Here is a 13,967-nt window from a genome sequence, read left to right as displayed (position 1 = left end):
TGAAAGGAATCCCCATGCCCGCCGCACACGCGCGCTTCCCGTACCAGGACCCGACATTGGCCCCCGAGGCCAGGGCCCGGGACCTCGTCAGCCGGATGTCCATCGAGGACAAGGCCGGAACGATGTTCCTGTCGATCGTGTCGGTCGGTCCCGTGGACGAGCCGAACACGATGTTCGGGCTGCCGTCGCTGGCGTCGCTCGCGATCAACCACCGACTCACGCACCTGTACGTGATCGGTGACGCGAACGACTCGCGCGAGTTCGCCCAGTGGGTCAACTCGGCGCAGGAGCTCGCGCTGCGGTCGGGCCTGGGGATTCCGATCACCTTCTCGACCGATCCGCGCCACGGCTTCGTGGACAACCCGGCGGCATCCGCTCTGTCGAGCATGTTCTCGCTGTGGCCGGAGAGCATCGGCCTCGCGGCCCTGCGCTCCCCGGAGCTGGTCGAGAGGTTCGCGGATATCGTGCGCCAGGAGTACGTCTCGGTCGGACTCCGGTCGGCTCTGCATCCGCAGATCGACGTCGCCACCGAGCCCCGCTGGGCTCGGGCGGGCGCCACGTTCGGCGAGGATGCGGGGCTGACCACCGAGCTGGCGGCGGCCTACGTCCGGGGCCTGCAGGGGGAGAAGCTCGGCGCCTCCTCGGTCTCGGCGATGGCGAAGCACTTCCCCGGCGGCGGCCCGCAGAAGGACGGGGAGGACCCGCACTTCACCTACGGCAAGGAGCAGGTGTACCCAGGAGGCAACTTCCGCTACCACCTCGAGCCGTTCATCGCCGCCATCGACGCCGGCGTCGCCTCGATGATGCCCTACTACGGCATGCCTGTCGGCACGGAGTACGAGGAGGTCGGATTCGCCTTCAACAAGGCGATCGTCACCGACCTGCTGCGCAACCAGCTCGGGTTCGACGGCGTCGTCTGCACCGACTTCGGACTGTTGACGGATATCGAGATCCTCGGCGCCCCGATGCCGGCCAAGGCGTGGGGCCTCGAGACGAAGACCAGGCAGGAGCGCATCGTGCGCCTGCTCGACGCCGGCGTCGACCAGTTCGGCGGCGAGATGTGCACGGAAGAGCTCGTCACGGCTGTGCGGCTCGGTCGCGTGCCGGAGTCGCGTCTCGACGAATCCGTGGTGCGACTGCTCACCCAGAAGATCGAGCTCGGCCTGTTCGAGCATCCCCTCGCCGACGAGGAGCAGGCCGTTGCGATCGCCGGCAATGCGGCCTTCCACGAGGAGGGGCTGCGGGCGCAGCAGGCATCCATGACACTGCTCAGCAACACCGAGCGCGACGGTGTCGCCACCCTGCCGATCACCGGCGCCGTCAAGGTGTACGCCGAGAACATCGACATCTCCGGCGAAGCGGGCTGGACCCAGGTCGACAGCCCGGAGGACGCCGACATCGCCGTTCTCCACCTCGGCGCTCCCTTCGAGCCGCGTGGGCCCGGTTTCGAGCTGTTCTTCCACGCCGGATCCCTCGAGTTCACCGCTGAGGAGCAGGACCGTCTGCGCACCATCTGCGACACGGTTCCGACGGTCATCGACATCACCCTCGACCGTGCGGCTGTGCTGGGCGACCTCGTCGATCACGCGGCCGCCGTCATCGCCGACTACGGCGCGTCGGACCGGGCCAGACTCGACGTCCTGACCGGGCGCGCGACGCCGATGGGCAAGCTGCCCTTCGATCTGCCGTCGTCGATGGACGCCGTGCGGGCGAGCCGTGAAGACACGCCGTTCGACACCGAGGCACCCACCTTCCGCTTCGGCCACGGCCTGAGTTACGCCGACTGACGCCGACTGACGCCGACCGCAGCCGACAGACGCCGACCGCCGCACCCATGCGCGCGGCGTCTCTCGGCGCAACCCGCACCCACCCGATCTGCACACGGAAAGACCTAGTCACCATGGAAACCAACCAAACCCAGGAGCGCGTCGAGATCCCGACCTCGGGGACTCCCGACGAGCGCGCAGCGTTGCTTGCGGCGCAGCTGACGATCGAAGAGAAGGCACAGCAGCTCGTCGGCATCATGCCGATGGGCCTGGTCGGCCCCCACGGGATCGTGCCGGCCGCCGTCGAACAGGCGCTCGGTGGCGGAATCGGCCAGGTGTCGGGGATCGGCATGTTCGGTGCGCAGAGCGCTCCGCAGGTTGCCGCCTCGGTTAATGCGCTGCAGCGCTACCTCGTCGAGAACACCCGTGCGGGGATCCCCGCGATCTTCCACAACGAGGCCTTGAACGGCGTCGTCGCCCCGGGCTTCACGTCGTTCCCGACCGCGATCGCGCTGGCGGCCACCTGGAACCCTGACGCCGTCGAGGAGATGGCCGAGCTCATCCGACGGCAGATGCGCTCGGTCGGCCTCACCCAGGCGCTCTCGCCGGTACTCGACGTCGCGCGTGACGCCCGCTGGGGCCGGGTGCACGAGACGTACGGCGAAGACCCCTACCTCGCATCGGCGTTCGGCGTCGCCTTCATCCGGGGCCTCCAAGGACCCGATCTCACCGACGGCGTGATCGCGACGGGCAAGCACTTCCTCGGCTACGCGGTCACCGAAGCCGGCCAGAACATGGCCGGCACGGCGGTGACGCGACGCGAGCTGCGCGAGGTCTACGCCCGACCGTTCGAGGCGGCGATCCGCCTCGCTGGCCTCGCCTCGGTCATGAACTCGTACTCGACGATCGACGGCGTTCCCGTCGCTGCGTCCCCAGAGATCCTGCGCCGGCTCCTGCGCGACGACCTCGGCTTCACCGGCAGTGTCGTGTCGGACTACATGACCACGCAGATGCTCGTCGAGCGCAACGAGGTCGCCGAGGACAAGGTCGAGGCAGCCGCCCTCGCCCTCGCCGCCGGCCTCGACGTCGAACTCCCCAACCCGTACGCCTACGGGCCGGTGCTGGCGGGTGCCGTCCGCGACGGTCGCATCGCGGAGAGCCTTCTCGATGAGGCCGTGCACCGGGCACTCCGCGACAAGTTCGCGCTCGGCCTGTTCGAGCACCCGTACGCCAGCGAGGACCCGATCGAGATCACCGAGGTCGCCGGGCGTGGCGGCGAGCTGGCTGCCTCGCTCGCCGTCGAATCGGTGACGATGTTGAAGAACGACGGTGTGCTGCCGCTCTCCGCAGCGACGCGCCGCATCGCCGTGCTCGGCCCCCACGCGGAGTCGGCGTACACCAGTTTCGCCGCGTACACGCAGCCTGCCGGGATCGAGCTCATGAAGGTCATGATGTCGGGCGGCATGGGGAACATGGCCGGCGTCGAGGCGCCGACCGACGTGCCGGAGGACGTCGCCGCCGAGGCGGCCGAGGCCATGGCCGCGTTCCAGTCGATCGACCTCGAACAGGTCGTGCGCGGCGCCTACGGTGCGCAATCGATCACCGACGCGCTGCGCGACGCCCTGCCGGCGGCCGAGATCGCGTCCGTCGTCACCCCGCTGCGCGATGAGGACTGGGACCCGGCTGAGGCGCTGCGCGTCGCCGCTGATGCCGACGTCGTCGTGCTCGCACTCGGCGGACGGTCGTCGTGGCTCGCCGGCGCTGTCGGCGGGACGGAGGGGGAGGGCGTCGACACGGCCGACATCGACCTTCCGGCCATCCAGGTGCGCCTGGCGCAGGAAGCAGCCCGACTGGGGAAGCCCGTCATCGCGGTCGTGCAGATGGGACGCCCCTATGCACTCAGCTCGATCGAAGGGTCCGTGTCGGCGATCGTGACCGCCTACTTCGGTGGTCCCGAGCAGGGTCGGGCGCTGGCATCCGTCATCGCGGGTGCGGCCAATCCAAGCGGAAAGCTGCCGTTCACGATGCCCCGCACGACGGGCCAGGTTCCGATCTACGCCGGCCAGCACCGTGGCACGGGCTACCGTCGTGGCGACGGCGACATGCACAAGGGCTACCAGGACCACCCGGCGACGCCCCTCTACGCCTTCGGACACGGCCTGTCGTACACGACGTTCGAGTACGGTGCGATCGACCTGGCGGATGCCGCTGTCACGACCTCCGGCTCGATCTCGGCGACAATCTCGATCACCAACACCGGTGGGGTGGCCGGCGACGAGGTCGTGCAGGCTTACGTGGCCGACCGCGCTCGCGGCGTCACCCGCCCGGCGCAGCAACTCGTCGGCTTCACGCGCGTCGCACTCGCGGCGGGCGAGTCCAAGCGGGTGACGGTCGACTTCGACCTCAGCCAGCTCGCCTACATCGGCATCGACGACGATGGCTTCGTCTTCGAGCCCGGCGCGATCGAGGTCGCGTTCGGGGCGGCATCCGACGACCTGCGGCAGTCGGCGCGCGTCGAGATCACCGGCCCGACGGTGCGGATCGGCGCTGACCGCAGCTTCCTCGCCCGGGTCAGCGTCGAGTAGCCGGCGTCGCGTAGCGCGGGGACCGGGGCGTCACGACGCCACCGCGTCCTCGCGCACGCTCGGCGCGAGGGTGAATGACGCGCCGGTGGAGGCGCGCACCTGCTCGAGGGAGACATCCGGGGCGAGCTGGGTGAGCACCAGCCCGTCGTCCGTGATGTCGAAGTCGGCCAGGTCCGTGATGATGCGCTGGGCCACGCGCAGTCCGGTGAGGGGCAGGGTGCACTCCTCGACGATCTTGGGGGAGCCGTCCTTGGCGACGTGCTCGGTCAGTACGACGACGCGTCGAGTGCCGGCGACGAGGTCCATGGCGCCGCCCATCCCCTTCACGAGCTTGCCGGGGATCGACCAGTTGGCGAGGTCGCCGGATGCCGACACCTGCATGGCTCCCAGGAAGGCGACGTCGATGTGACCGCCCCGGATCATGCCGAACGACGCCGCGGAGTCGAAGATGCTGCTGCCCGGCAGAACCGTCACGGTCTGCTTGCCGGCGTTGATGAGGTCGGCATCCTCCTCGCCCTCGAACGGGAACGGACCCATTCCGAGCAGTCCGTTCTCACTCTGCAGCGTGATCGAGAGGCCGTCGGGCACATTGTTGGCCACGAGGGTCGGGATGCCGATCCCGAGGTTGACGTAGTCGCCGTCGTGCAGTTCCGAAGCGGCGATGGCCGCCATCTGGTCGCGTGTCCATGGCATGGCAGGTGTTCTCCTTCTCGTTCGAACTCAGGCGACGGGTGCGTCGGTGCGCTGGCGGACTGTGCGCTGCTCGATGAGCTTGGGACGATCGGATGCCTGCACGATCCTGTCCACGAAGATGCCGGGCGTCACGATCACGTTCGGATCGATCTCGCCGGCTTCGACCACGCGCTCGACCTCCGCGAACGTGCGCCGCCCCGCCGTGGCGACGGCGGGATTGAAGTTGCGGGCGGTGTACCGATAGGTGAGGTTCCCCTCGGTGTCGGACAGGTGGGCGCGCACGAGGGCGATGTCGGCCGTGATGGCGCGCTCGAGGAGGTAGATGCGCCCGTCGAACTCGGCCGTCGGCTTGCCCTCGGCGACCAGGGTCCCGACGCCGGTCCGTGTGTAGAAGGCCGGGATGCCGGCGCCGCCGGCCCGCAGTCGCTCCGCGAGGGTGCCCTGCGGCACGAACTCGACGTCGAGACGCCCGTCGAGGTACTGGCTCGCGAACAGCCTGTTCTCGCCGACGTAGGAGGCGATGACCTTGGCGACCTGGTTGTTCTCCAGGAGCACGCCGAGACCTTGGCCGTCGATGCCCATGTTGTTCGACACGATCACGAGATCGGTGGCCCCCGACTCACGCACGGCATCGATCAGGTCGACGGGCACTCCACTCAGGCCGAATCCGCCGACGGCGATGGTCATGCCATCGCTGATGGCCTCACCGATCAGGGTGGTGGCGTCTGATGCCAGTTTCGTCATGGGGGTTCCTCACCGTTGAGACCTGCCGTTCAGCGATCAGAACCGACCCTAGGTCGGTCGGGCGCGAGGTGCCAACATGTGGATACGATGTGGAAACATCCGAGAGAAAGTTCCACAATATGGATCGCAGAGGCTTCGGTGACGCTCCGGCCGGCACCCAAGTAGTGCAGCGCGTCGGGATGCTGCTCCGCCAGGTGGCGGCATCCCGCAGCAGCGGCATGCGGTTGAACGGCCTCGTGGCCAACACCGGGCTGACCAAGCCGACGGTGCATCGACTGCTCAACTCCCTCGGTGCCGAAGGGCTCCTCGACCAGGACGAGAAGACCGGGCTCTGGCACCTCGGCCCCGAGATGTACGTCATGGGTTCGGCAGCGGCGAGCCGCTTCCCGATCGAGGAGATCGCGCATCCGTCGCTCCAGCGGTTGGCCGCATCGACGGGGGAATCGGCCTTCCTCTCGATGCGTCGCCGGGATGAGACGATCTGTCTCATGCGGGAGGATGGGAGCTTTCCCATCCGATCCTTCGTGCTGGCCGAGGGCACGCGCTTCCCGCTCGGCGTCGGTTCGGCCGGTCTCGCGATCCTCGCGCACCTCGACAGGGCCGAGCAGGAGGAGCACCTGTCCCGCCTCGACCTCAGCGACGGCCGCCACGGGGTGAACCAGTCGCTCGCCGCGATCCGCGCGACCATCGCCGACGCTCAGACGCTCGGCTACGTCGTCAACCCCGGGCGCATCGTTGAGGGGAGTTGGGGCATGGCGGCCGCGATCTTCGACAGGGCCAACCGCCCGATGTGGGCGTTGACCCTCACGGGCATCGAGAGCCGATTCCGACCCGACCGGCAGAAGGAGCTCGGGCGGGCGCTGCTGCTCGAGGCCCACCACGTGTCGCGGCGGATCGCGACTGGCGCCGTCGACTGACGCGTCGCCGATGGGCGAGACTGGCAGGGGTGCGACCGGGACTGTCGGTCCGCCGACCCGGAGGGAGACCGACATGGCGACGGGAACGGTTCAGCAGGCGAGCGTCGACAGCGTGCTGGCAGCGCTGGCCGCCCTGGAGGACCCGAAGATCCGTGCGGTGAACGAGCGGCACGGCGATGACCACGGCGTCAATCTCACGAAGCTGCGCGGCGTCGCGAAGGACCTCCGGATCCAGCCGGAGCTGGCCGTCGAGCTCTGGGGGACAGGCGGCACCGCCGCTCGACTCGTGGCCATCCTGATCAGCCGGCCCAAGCAGTATTCGGCGGCCGAGCTCGACGCCATGGTGCGGGAGGCCCGCGTGCCCAAGGTGCACGACTGGCTGGTGAACTACATCGTGAAGAAGAATCCGCACGCCGAGGAATTGCGGCCGCTGTGGTTCGGCGACGAGGATCCGGTCGTCGCCAGCGCCGGGTGGGCCCTGACCAGTGAGCGGGTGGCGAAGTCGCCCGGCGACCTCGACCTGGATGAGCTGCTGGACACCATCGAGGCGCACATGAAGCACGCCCCCGATCGGCTGCAGTGGGCGATGAACGAGTGCCTCGCGGGTATCGGCATCCATCACCCCGACCATCGTGCACGAGCCCTCGCGATCGGCGAGGAACTCGAGGTCCTCAAGGACTACCCGACTCCTCCGGGGTGCACCTCGCCCTTTGCTCCCATCTGGATCGCCGAGATGGTGCGTCGCCAGGCGACGACGTAGCCGCGTGGGTCAGCCGGCGGATGCGGGCCGGATCTCCGTCGGCTCGTCGCCGAGGATCAGGCCGGAGGCGCGCGACGCCGAGAGCATGAGGCTCTCGATCCATTCGCGGTTGATGCTCGGGGTGCGCGAACCGCTGTAGTAGAACCTGATGGGCACGCCGTTGTCGATCCAGATCGAGTGCCGCCCGCTGCCGCGCTCCATCGGCAGCGACCAGGTCAGGAAGAAGTCCTCCCGGCGGCGCAGCTTCGTCGAGACGACCAGCTGCAGGTGTGCGAGGACGCGATCGTCGAATTCGAACTCTTCGCCGTCGTAGTAGAGAGCACCCACGTAGATCCCGTCACCTTTCGCCGCCGCAACGCGGCACGTCCAGCACTTTACATCGCGCTGCGCCGTGCCTCGCGCCAGGGCGCGCGCCTCGCCTCGCGCCGGCGACGCCGACGACACCGGGCGCCGCGCCCACGTCAGCGAGCGAAGCGCTTCGACCGCCGTCGACGGAGTAGCCTTGGCGGGCGACCTGCTCGGGTCGCCGATCGAAGTGGAGTGGCTGGGTGATCATCAACAGACTGACTGTCGACGGCAAGGACTACTTCCTTCCGGATCCCGTCACCGAGCTCAAGAACGAGATCCTCGCGGCGATCAAGGCCGGCGGCGGCTACGTGAACATCCCGCCGCTCAAGTCCGGCGGCTCGGGGCTCGACATCCTGTTCTCCCCGGGCATGCCCGTCACCTGGACCCGGCTCGACGTCGGCGGTGCCGAGGCTGATGACAGTGCGGCCGCCGCCGCACAGGACTTCGACCTCGACGTCTGAGCCGTCCTAGCCGATCCGCTCGGCGATGAAGTCCTCGACCTCGTGCCGGGGGAGCGGCCGCGAGATCAGGTATCCCTGCACGCGATCGCAGCGCAGGCGCCGCATGCGCTCGAGCTGCTGCTCCGTCTCGACGCCCTCGGCGACCACGCGGAGTCCGCGGCGATGCACGAGGTCGACGATGGCGTCCAGCGTGCGCTGAGAATCCGGACCCACCTCCCGCACGATCACCTGGTCGATCTTGAGCTCCGTCACGGGCAGGGCGACGACCTGTTCGACCGTCGAGTGGCCGGTGCCGAAGTCGTCCACGGAGATGCCGACGCCGAGGGAACGCACCCGCTCCAGCTCCCTGACGGCTGCCGGCACGTCGGCGATCATCTGCGATTCGGTGATCTCGATGGTGAGTCGGCCGGGCTCGACGCCCTCGCGGGCGTGGGTCTCGCCGAGGTGATCGAAGAAGTCGACGGCGAGTTGCTTCGCTGAGACGTTGACGGCCACCTCGACGGGCAGCCCGGCACGTTCCCAGTCGGCGGCCAGGCGGCAGCCGTCCTCGATCATGAAGCGGCCGATGGAGTGGATGCTTCCGGTCTCCTCGGCGACGGGCACGAAGACATCGGGGGCGATGAGGCCGAACTCCGGATGCCGCCAGCGGCACAGCGCCTCCACGGCGACCACGCGCCCCGTCATGGTCGCGACCTGCGGCTGGTAGTGGGCCAGGATCTCCCCGCGTTCGACGGCCACCTCGAGGTCCCGCGCGATGCGGTCCGCGGTGAGTGCTGTGCGTGAACTCATGTGCCCCTGGTTCATGGTCGTGGGTCTGCGTCCATCGTGGGTGGTCACGGGGCTGGGTGCAACCGCCGCGGAGACCGCCGCGGATGCTGTACTCTCTGCCCAGCACGCCCTCAGTGCGCCCGTGGCACGTCGTCAGCCACCGGTCGCCGGCCTGTCGGCCAGTCGCGGATCGACCCCCCCCGACGCGCGCGGGACCGCACCGTGGGGGTCCGCATCCGTCTCCCATGTCCTGCGGCTAAACTGGGATCACCACTCAGGCCCGCGATTGTCGGGGGCTCGCAGAGCCGCCCCATAAGGAGCCCACAGTGACGATGGCCCCGCCTCTCGATACCGGCGTGCTGAGCCGCAACAACGTGAAGATCTCGGGGAATCCGGCTGGTCGTCCCATCGTCTTCGCCCACGGTTTCGGATGCAGCCAGGAGATGTGGCGGCTCGTCGCACCGGCCTTCGAGAACGAGTTCCTCGTCGTGCTCTTCGACCATGTGGGCGCCGGCGGTTCCGACCTCAGCGCCTACGACCGCGCGAAGTACGACTCGCTCCACGGCTATGCCGACGACGTGCTGGAGATCCTCGAGGCACTCGACCTGAGCGACGCAGTGTACGTCGGTCACTCCGTGAGCGCAATGGTCGGTGTTCTGGCCGCGACTCACGACCCGTCGCGCTTCGGATCGCTCGTGCTCGTCGGCCCGTCACCGCGCTACGTCGACGACGTCGACTACACCGGCGGCTTCACCCAGGCCGACATCGACGGCCTCCTCGACACCCTCGACTCGAACTACCTCGGTTGGTCATCGCAGCTGGCGCCGCTCATCATGGGAAACAGCGAGCGCCCCGAGCTGGGCGATGAGCTCACCTCGAGCTTCTGCAGGGTCGACCCGGCCATCGCCAGCCACTTCGCCCACGTCACGTTCACCTCCGACAACCGCGAGGACCTCAAGAACGTCGTGACTCCGACCCTGATCCTGCAGTGCAACGACGACATCATCGCGCCGCTGGCCGTCGGAGAGTTCGTGCACGGCCAGATCGCCGGCAGCACCCTGGTGGTTCTCGACGCCACCGGGCACTGCCCCAACCTCTCGAGTCCAGCCGAGGTCGTGACCCGGATCCGGGAATTCCTGCGATGACCGAGCCCGAGTCGTCCTACCGGGAGCTCTACGAGCACGCCCCCTGCGGGCACTTGACGTTGACGTCGGACGGCGTCATCGTGCGGGCCAACAGCACCTTCCTCGACTGGACCGGGTACACCTCCACTGAGCTCGTCGGCAGGCTCTTCGCCGAACTGCTCACCCGCGGCGGCCAGATCTTCGCCGAGACCCGCTACCTTCCCCTGCTCCGGCTGGAGGGCGCCGTCAACGAGGTCGCCCTCTCCATGAGACGAGCCGACGGTTCCACGCTGCCGACACTGGTCAACTCCGTGCTCGCCGAGCAGGCCGATGGGCAGCCCGGCCTCATCCACCTGGCCGTCTTCGACGCCACAGCTCGCCAGAACTACGAGCGCGAGCTCCTGACGGCACGCCGCCAGGCCGAGGCCTCGGAGGAGCGGGTGCGCGTGCTCCAGCACGCGTCGTCCGCTTTCATGACGAGCACCACCGAGAACGCCGTGGCGGAGGCCGTCGTCGACAGCATGCGGCACGGCTTCGCTGCGGCATCCGTCGCCGTGCTGCTCATCGACGAGTCGGGTGACCTCGTGCTCACCGCAGGGGAGATCCCGGGCCGGCCTGTTGGCGATGCCCCTGATGGCGATGCCCCTGATGGCGATGCCCCCGATGGCCACCCCCTCGATGGCGACACACCCGGTGGCGACGCCCCGGATGACGTCGCACAGAGCCGCCCGGAGGGCCCGGAGCACGAGGCCATCCACAGCGGAGAGGTCGTCGTGCTCGCCGACCGTCGGGCGTTGCGGGAGCGCTACCCGGCACTCGGCGAGGAGTTCCGCGCGGGACGGGTGGAGGCGCTCACGGCGGTTCCGCTGTCGTTCGACGGAACGGCATCCGGCGTGGTCCTCTGCTTCTTCGGTCGCGCCCGCACTTTCGACAGCGACGCCATCGAGGTGCAGGAGGCCGTGGCCAGGCAGGCATCCGAGGCCCTCGTGCGCGTGCGACTGCAGCGTCGACTGGAACGGATGGCTCTCTTCGACCAGCTGACTGGCCTCGCCAACCGCCAGCTGCTGAAGGTGCGACTCGAGGAGGCGCTCGGCACAGCTGAGCGCACCCGGCACTCGACAGCCCTCATCTTTCTCGACCTCGACGGCTTCAAGACCGTGAACGATCAGTTGGGGCACGTCGTCGGTGACGCGGTGCTGCGCGAGGTCGCCGGCCGCCTGCGGGCCACGATCCGCCCCAGCGACGTCGCCGGGCGGTTCGGGGGCGATGAGTTCATCATCATCTGCGAGGACGCCGACACCGATGCCGCGTCGGCCATCGCCGACAGGCTCCGCGCCGTCGTGGGCGCCCCGATGTCGATCGTGCCCGACGAGTACGCGATCTCGGCGAGCGTCGGGGTCGCCGTGTACTCGCCCGGTGTCTCGCCGTCGGTCACCCCCGACAGGCTGTTCACCCTCGCCGACACGGCGATGTATCGGTCGAAGAACGCCGGCAAGGACAGGACGACCGCGATCGTCTTCTCCTGACCCGTCAGGCGCGGCGTCGGGGTCCGAGGTCGCGCAGGATCCGGCGCAGCTCGCCGCACACCTCGGCCGCGGACGGTCGACGGCCCGGATCGCCGGCCGTCATCCGCTCGAGCAGGGGTCGCCACGGAACGGGCACGAGGTCCGGCGGCATCGCGGGGCCCTGCCGCAGGCGGGCTATCGCCGAGGCCACCGGGATGCCGGGGAAGGCCTGCGTGCGGGTGAAGCACTCGAGGAGCACCAGCCCGAGCGAATAGATGTCCGATGCCGTCGTCAGCGGCTGGTTCCGCACCTGCTCGGGACTGAGGTACGCGGGTGTCCCGGTGATCGTCTCCGACTGGAACACCGCCGACTCGGTCTCCACGGCGATGCCGAAGTCCGTGAGCATGGCCCGCTCACGAGCGTGCTGGGTGCCGTAGTTGACGATCATGACGTTCGAGGGAGTGATGTCACGGTGGATGACGCCGTTCGCGTGGATGTACTCGAGGGTCTCGGCCACCTCGTAGCCGATCTCCCCGACCTCGCGCACCGACACGACCCGAGCGGCGAGCCTGTCGCGCACGGTGGTCCCGCGCACCAGTTGCATCACCAGGAAGGGGCGGGGATCGTCGGGGGCCGAGGTGTCGACGCCGGCGTCGATGATCGAGACCACGCCGTGGTGACTGAGCCCGGCGAGCATGCGGAGCTCGGCACTGTAGGTGTCGATGTGCTCCTTGTTGCCGCCGCTGAACACCTTGATGGCCACATCGCGACCGAGGTATTCGTCACGTCCGCGGAAGACCGCTGCCATGCCGCCTCGTGCGATCAGGGCGATCGGGCGGTAGCGCTCGAGGAGGAGGGGTGCGTCGAGCGTTCGCCTCCCGCTCATGCCCGCCCCTCATCCATGCGCTCACCATATGCGGATGCGGGTTCGGCGGCGAAAATCGGACTGGGGGATTGACACGGATGCCGCGATGCTGTTCGGATCGGGCGGCATCCGTGCAGTCCGGCGGCTCAGGGCTGGATGACCACCTTGATGCATCCGTCGGCCTTCTCGTTGAAGGTGTCGTACATCTCGGGGGCGCGGTCGAGCCTCACCCGGTGCGTCACGAGGTCTTCGACGCCGAGCGGATCGCTCGGGTCCTCGACGAGCGGGAGGAGTTCGTCGCGCCAGTGGTGCACGTTGCACTGGCCCATGCGCAGTGCGATCTGCTTGTCGAACATCGACACCAGCGGCATCGGGTCGGCGGCTCCGGCGTAGACGCCGCTGAGGGAGACGGTTCCGCCACGTTGCACGGCGTCGATGGCCAGGTGGAGGGCGGCCAGGCGGTCGACGCCGGCCTTCTTCATGAGGGGCTTGGCGATGGCGTCGGGAAGCACGCCGACGGCGGACTGGATGAAGGAGGTCCCGGGGTTGCCGTGGGCCTCCATGCCGACGGCGTCGACGACGGAGGACGGTCCGCGCCCGTCCGTCGCGTCGCGCAGGCGCTCGAGGACGTCGTCGGTGAGGTCGAGGGTCTCGATGCCGTGACGCTCGGCCATGGCCCGACGCTCGACGACCGGGTCGACCGCTATCACGCGGTGCCCGAGGTGACGCCCGATCCTGGCGGCGAACTGGCCGACGGGACCGAGCCCGAGGACGGCGAGGGTGCCACCGTCGGGAACCTGCGCGTACTGCACGCCCTGCCACGCCGTCGGGAGGATGTCGCTGAGGAAGAGGTAGCGCTCGTCGGCCAACTCGTGGCCGACCTTGTACGCGTTGAAGTCGGCCCGGCGCACCCGCAGGAATTCGGCCTGGCCTCCGGGAACCGAGCCGTAGAGCTCGGAGAAGCCGTAGAGGTCGGCTCCGCTGCCGCTCTGGTGGTTCTGGGTGGTCTCGCACTGGCTGGTGAGACCGTGACGGCACATGTAGCAGTCGCCGCACGCGATCACGAACGGGATGACCACCCTGTCGCCGACGGCGAGGGTCGAGATGGCGGAGCCGACCTCGACGACGATGCCCATCGGCTCATGGCCGAGCACGTCGCCCTTGTCGAGGAAGGCACCCAGCACGTTGTACAGGTGCAGGTCGGAGCCGCAGATCGCCGACGACGTGATGCGGATGATCGCGTCGGTCGGTTCCTCGATCCGGGGATCGGGGACTTCTTCGACGCTCACGGTTCCGGTCGACTGCCATGTCAGAGCTCTCATGTATCGAGTAGACGCCCTATTCCGGATGCACGCGCGGGGGTTGACAGGCGCACGTCCGGGCTCCGCTGCCGACGCCTCCGCTCAGTGGCTCGGCGACCCGGGGGCGACG

General features: G+C 68.9%; 13 protein-coding genes. 7 read left to right on the top strand and 6 right to left on the bottom strand.

Going from position 1 to position 13,967, the window contains the following annotated elements:
• The first annotated feature begins 14 nt into the window (after window positions 1-14).
• Window positions 15-1,787, top strand: a complete 1,773-nt coding sequence (locus ASF30_RS04235; RefSeq protein ID WP_055901852.1) for a glycoside hydrolase family 3 protein — start codon at window positions 15-17, stop codon at window positions 1,785-1,787.
• Between the two features lie 113 nt (window positions 1,788-1,900).
• Window positions 1,901-4,351 carry a beta-glucosidase family protein gene (locus ASF30_RS04230; RefSeq protein WP_055901849.1) on the top strand — a complete coding sequence of 817 codons (2,451 nt, stop codon included), beginning with the start codon at window positions 1,901-1,903 and terminating at the stop codon, window positions 4,349-4,351.
• A 30-nt stretch (window positions 4,352-4,381) separates the two neighbouring features.
• Here the strand turns inward: ASF30_RS04230 and ASF30_RS04225 are convergent, their stop codons facing one another.
• Window positions 4,382-5,044: a CoA transferase subunit B gene (locus tag ASF30_RS04225; protein ID WP_055901847.1), complete on the bottom strand. Its 663-nt coding sequence runs from the start codon at window positions 5,042-5,044 to the stop codon at window positions 4,382-4,384.
• A gap of 27 nt (window positions 5,045-5,071) precedes the next feature.
• Window positions 5,072-5,788 carry a CoA transferase subunit A gene (locus ASF30_RS04220; protein WP_055901844.1) on the bottom strand — a complete coding sequence of 239 codons (717 nt, stop codon included), beginning with the start codon at window positions 5,786-5,788 and terminating at the stop codon, window positions 5,072-5,074.
• Between the two features lie 119 nt (window positions 5,789-5,907).
• Between ASF30_RS04220 and ASF30_RS04215 the strand changes: the two genes are divergently transcribed.
• Window positions 5,908-6,705: an IclR family transcriptional regulator gene (locus ASF30_RS04215; protein ID WP_055901841.1), complete on the top strand. Its 798-nt coding sequence runs from the start codon at window positions 5,908-5,910 to the stop codon at window positions 6,703-6,705.
• Between the two features lie 73 nt (window positions 6,706-6,778).
• Window positions 6,779-7,465 (top strand): DNA alkylation repair protein, encoded by a 687-nt coding sequence (locus tag ASF30_RS04210; protein WP_055901839.1) that lies wholly within the window; start codon window positions 6,779-6,781, stop codon window positions 7,463-7,465.
• 9 nt (window positions 7,466-7,474) lie between these two features.
• Here ASF30_RS04210 and ASF30_RS04205 read toward each other — a convergent pair whose 3' ends face one another.
• Window positions 7,475-7,792 (bottom strand): DUF7882 family protein, encoded by a 318-nt coding sequence (locus tag ASF30_RS04205; protein WP_055901836.1) that lies wholly within the window; start codon window positions 7,790-7,792, stop codon window positions 7,475-7,477.
• Between the two features lie 221 nt (window positions 7,793-8,013).
• Here ASF30_RS04205 and ASF30_RS04200 point away from each other — a divergent pair, with 221 nt between their 5' ends.
• Complete coding sequence (locus tag ASF30_RS04200; RefSeq protein WP_055901833.1) at window positions 8,014-8,274, top strand: hypothetical protein; 261 nt, start codon at window positions 8,014-8,016, stop codon at window positions 8,272-8,274.
• Window positions 8,275-8,280: 6 nt separating this feature from the next.
• On the opposite strand, the gene ASF30_RS04195 is transcribed toward ASF30_RS04200, so the two are convergent.
• Complete coding sequence (locus ASF30_RS04195) at window positions 8,281-9,063, bottom strand: EAL domain-containing protein (protein ID WP_055901830.1); 783 nt, start codon at window positions 9,061-9,063, stop codon at window positions 8,281-8,283.
• Window positions 9,064-9,374: 311 nt separating this feature from the next.
• On the opposite strand from ASF30_RS04195, the gene ASF30_RS04190 reads away from it, so the two are divergent.
• Window positions 9,375-10,187, top strand: coding sequence for an alpha/beta fold hydrolase (locus ASF30_RS04190; protein WP_055901827.1), 813 nt, complete (start codon window positions 9,375-9,377; stop codon window positions 10,185-10,187).
• Complete coding sequence (locus ASF30_RS04185; protein WP_055901826.1) at window positions 10,184-11,692, top strand: diguanylate cyclase; 1,509 nt, start codon at window positions 10,184-10,186, stop codon at window positions 11,690-11,692. The genes ASF30_RS04190 and ASF30_RS04185 overlap by 4 nt, the downstream gene beginning before the upstream one ends.
• 4 nt (window positions 11,693-11,696) lie before the next feature.
• On the opposite strand, the gene ASF30_RS04180 is transcribed toward ASF30_RS04185, so the two are convergent.
• Window positions 11,697-12,557, bottom strand: a complete 861-nt coding sequence (locus ASF30_RS04180; protein ID WP_055901823.1) for a serine/threonine-protein kinase — start codon at window positions 12,555-12,557, stop codon at window positions 11,697-11,699.
• 125 nt (window positions 12,558-12,682) lie between these two features.
• Window positions 12,683-13,858 carry an alcohol dehydrogenase catalytic domain-containing protein gene (locus tag ASF30_RS04175; RefSeq protein ID WP_055901820.1) on the bottom strand — a complete coding sequence of 392 codons (1,176 nt, stop codon included), beginning with the start codon at window positions 13,856-13,858 and terminating at the stop codon, window positions 12,683-12,685.
• Window positions 13,859-13,967: the final 109 nt, after the last annotated feature.

This window comes from Leifsonia sp. Leaf264, assembly GCF_001422325.1.
GTDB lineage: Bacteria > Actinomycetota > Actinomycetes > Actinomycetales > Microbacteriaceae > Orlajensenia.
This window is presented reverse-complemented; position numbering and strand designations above follow the sequence as displayed.

Coding starts and splice junctions, on each gene's coding strand:
- ASF30_RS04220 (WP_055901844.1), bottom strand. CDS start 5,788: ATGACGAAACTGGCATCAGACGCCACCACCCTGATCGGTGAGGCCATC.
- ASF30_RS04185 (WP_055901826.1), top strand. CDS start 10,184: ATGACCGAGCCCGAGTCGTCCTACCGGGAGCTCTACGAGCACGCCCCC.
- ASF30_RS04225 (WP_055901847.1), bottom strand. CDS start 5,044: ATGCCATGGACACGCGACCAGATGGCGGCCATCGCCGCTTCGGAACTG.
- ASF30_RS04235 (WP_055901852.1), top strand. CDS start 15: ATGCCCGCCGCACACGCGCGCTTCCCGTACCAGGACCCGACATTGGCC.
- ASF30_RS04190 (WP_055901827.1), top strand. CDS start 9,375: ATGGCCCCGCCTCTCGATACCGGCGTGCTGAGCCGCAACAACGTGAAG.
- ASF30_RS04230 (WP_055901849.1), top strand. CDS start 1,901: ATGGAAACCAACCAAACCCAGGAGCGCGTCGAGATCCCGACCTCGGGG.
- ASF30_RS04215 (WP_055901841.1), top strand. CDS start 5,908: ATGGATCGCAGAGGCTTCGGTGACGCTCCGGCCGGCACCCAAGTAGTG.
- ASF30_RS04195 (WP_055901830.1), bottom strand. CDS start 9,063: ATGAGTTCACGCACAGCACTCACCGCGGACCGCATCGCGCGGGACCTC.
- ASF30_RS04180 (WP_055901823.1), bottom strand. CDS start 12,557: ATGAGCGGGAGGCGAACGCTCGACGCACCCCTCCTCCTCGAGCGCTAC.
- ASF30_RS04210 (WP_055901839.1), top strand. CDS start 6,779: ATGGCGACGGGAACGGTTCAGCAGGCGAGCGTCGACAGCGTGCTGGCA.
- ASF30_RS04175 (WP_055901820.1), bottom strand. CDS start 13,858: ATGAGAGCTCTGACATGGCAGTCGACCGGAACCGTGAGCGTCGAAGAA.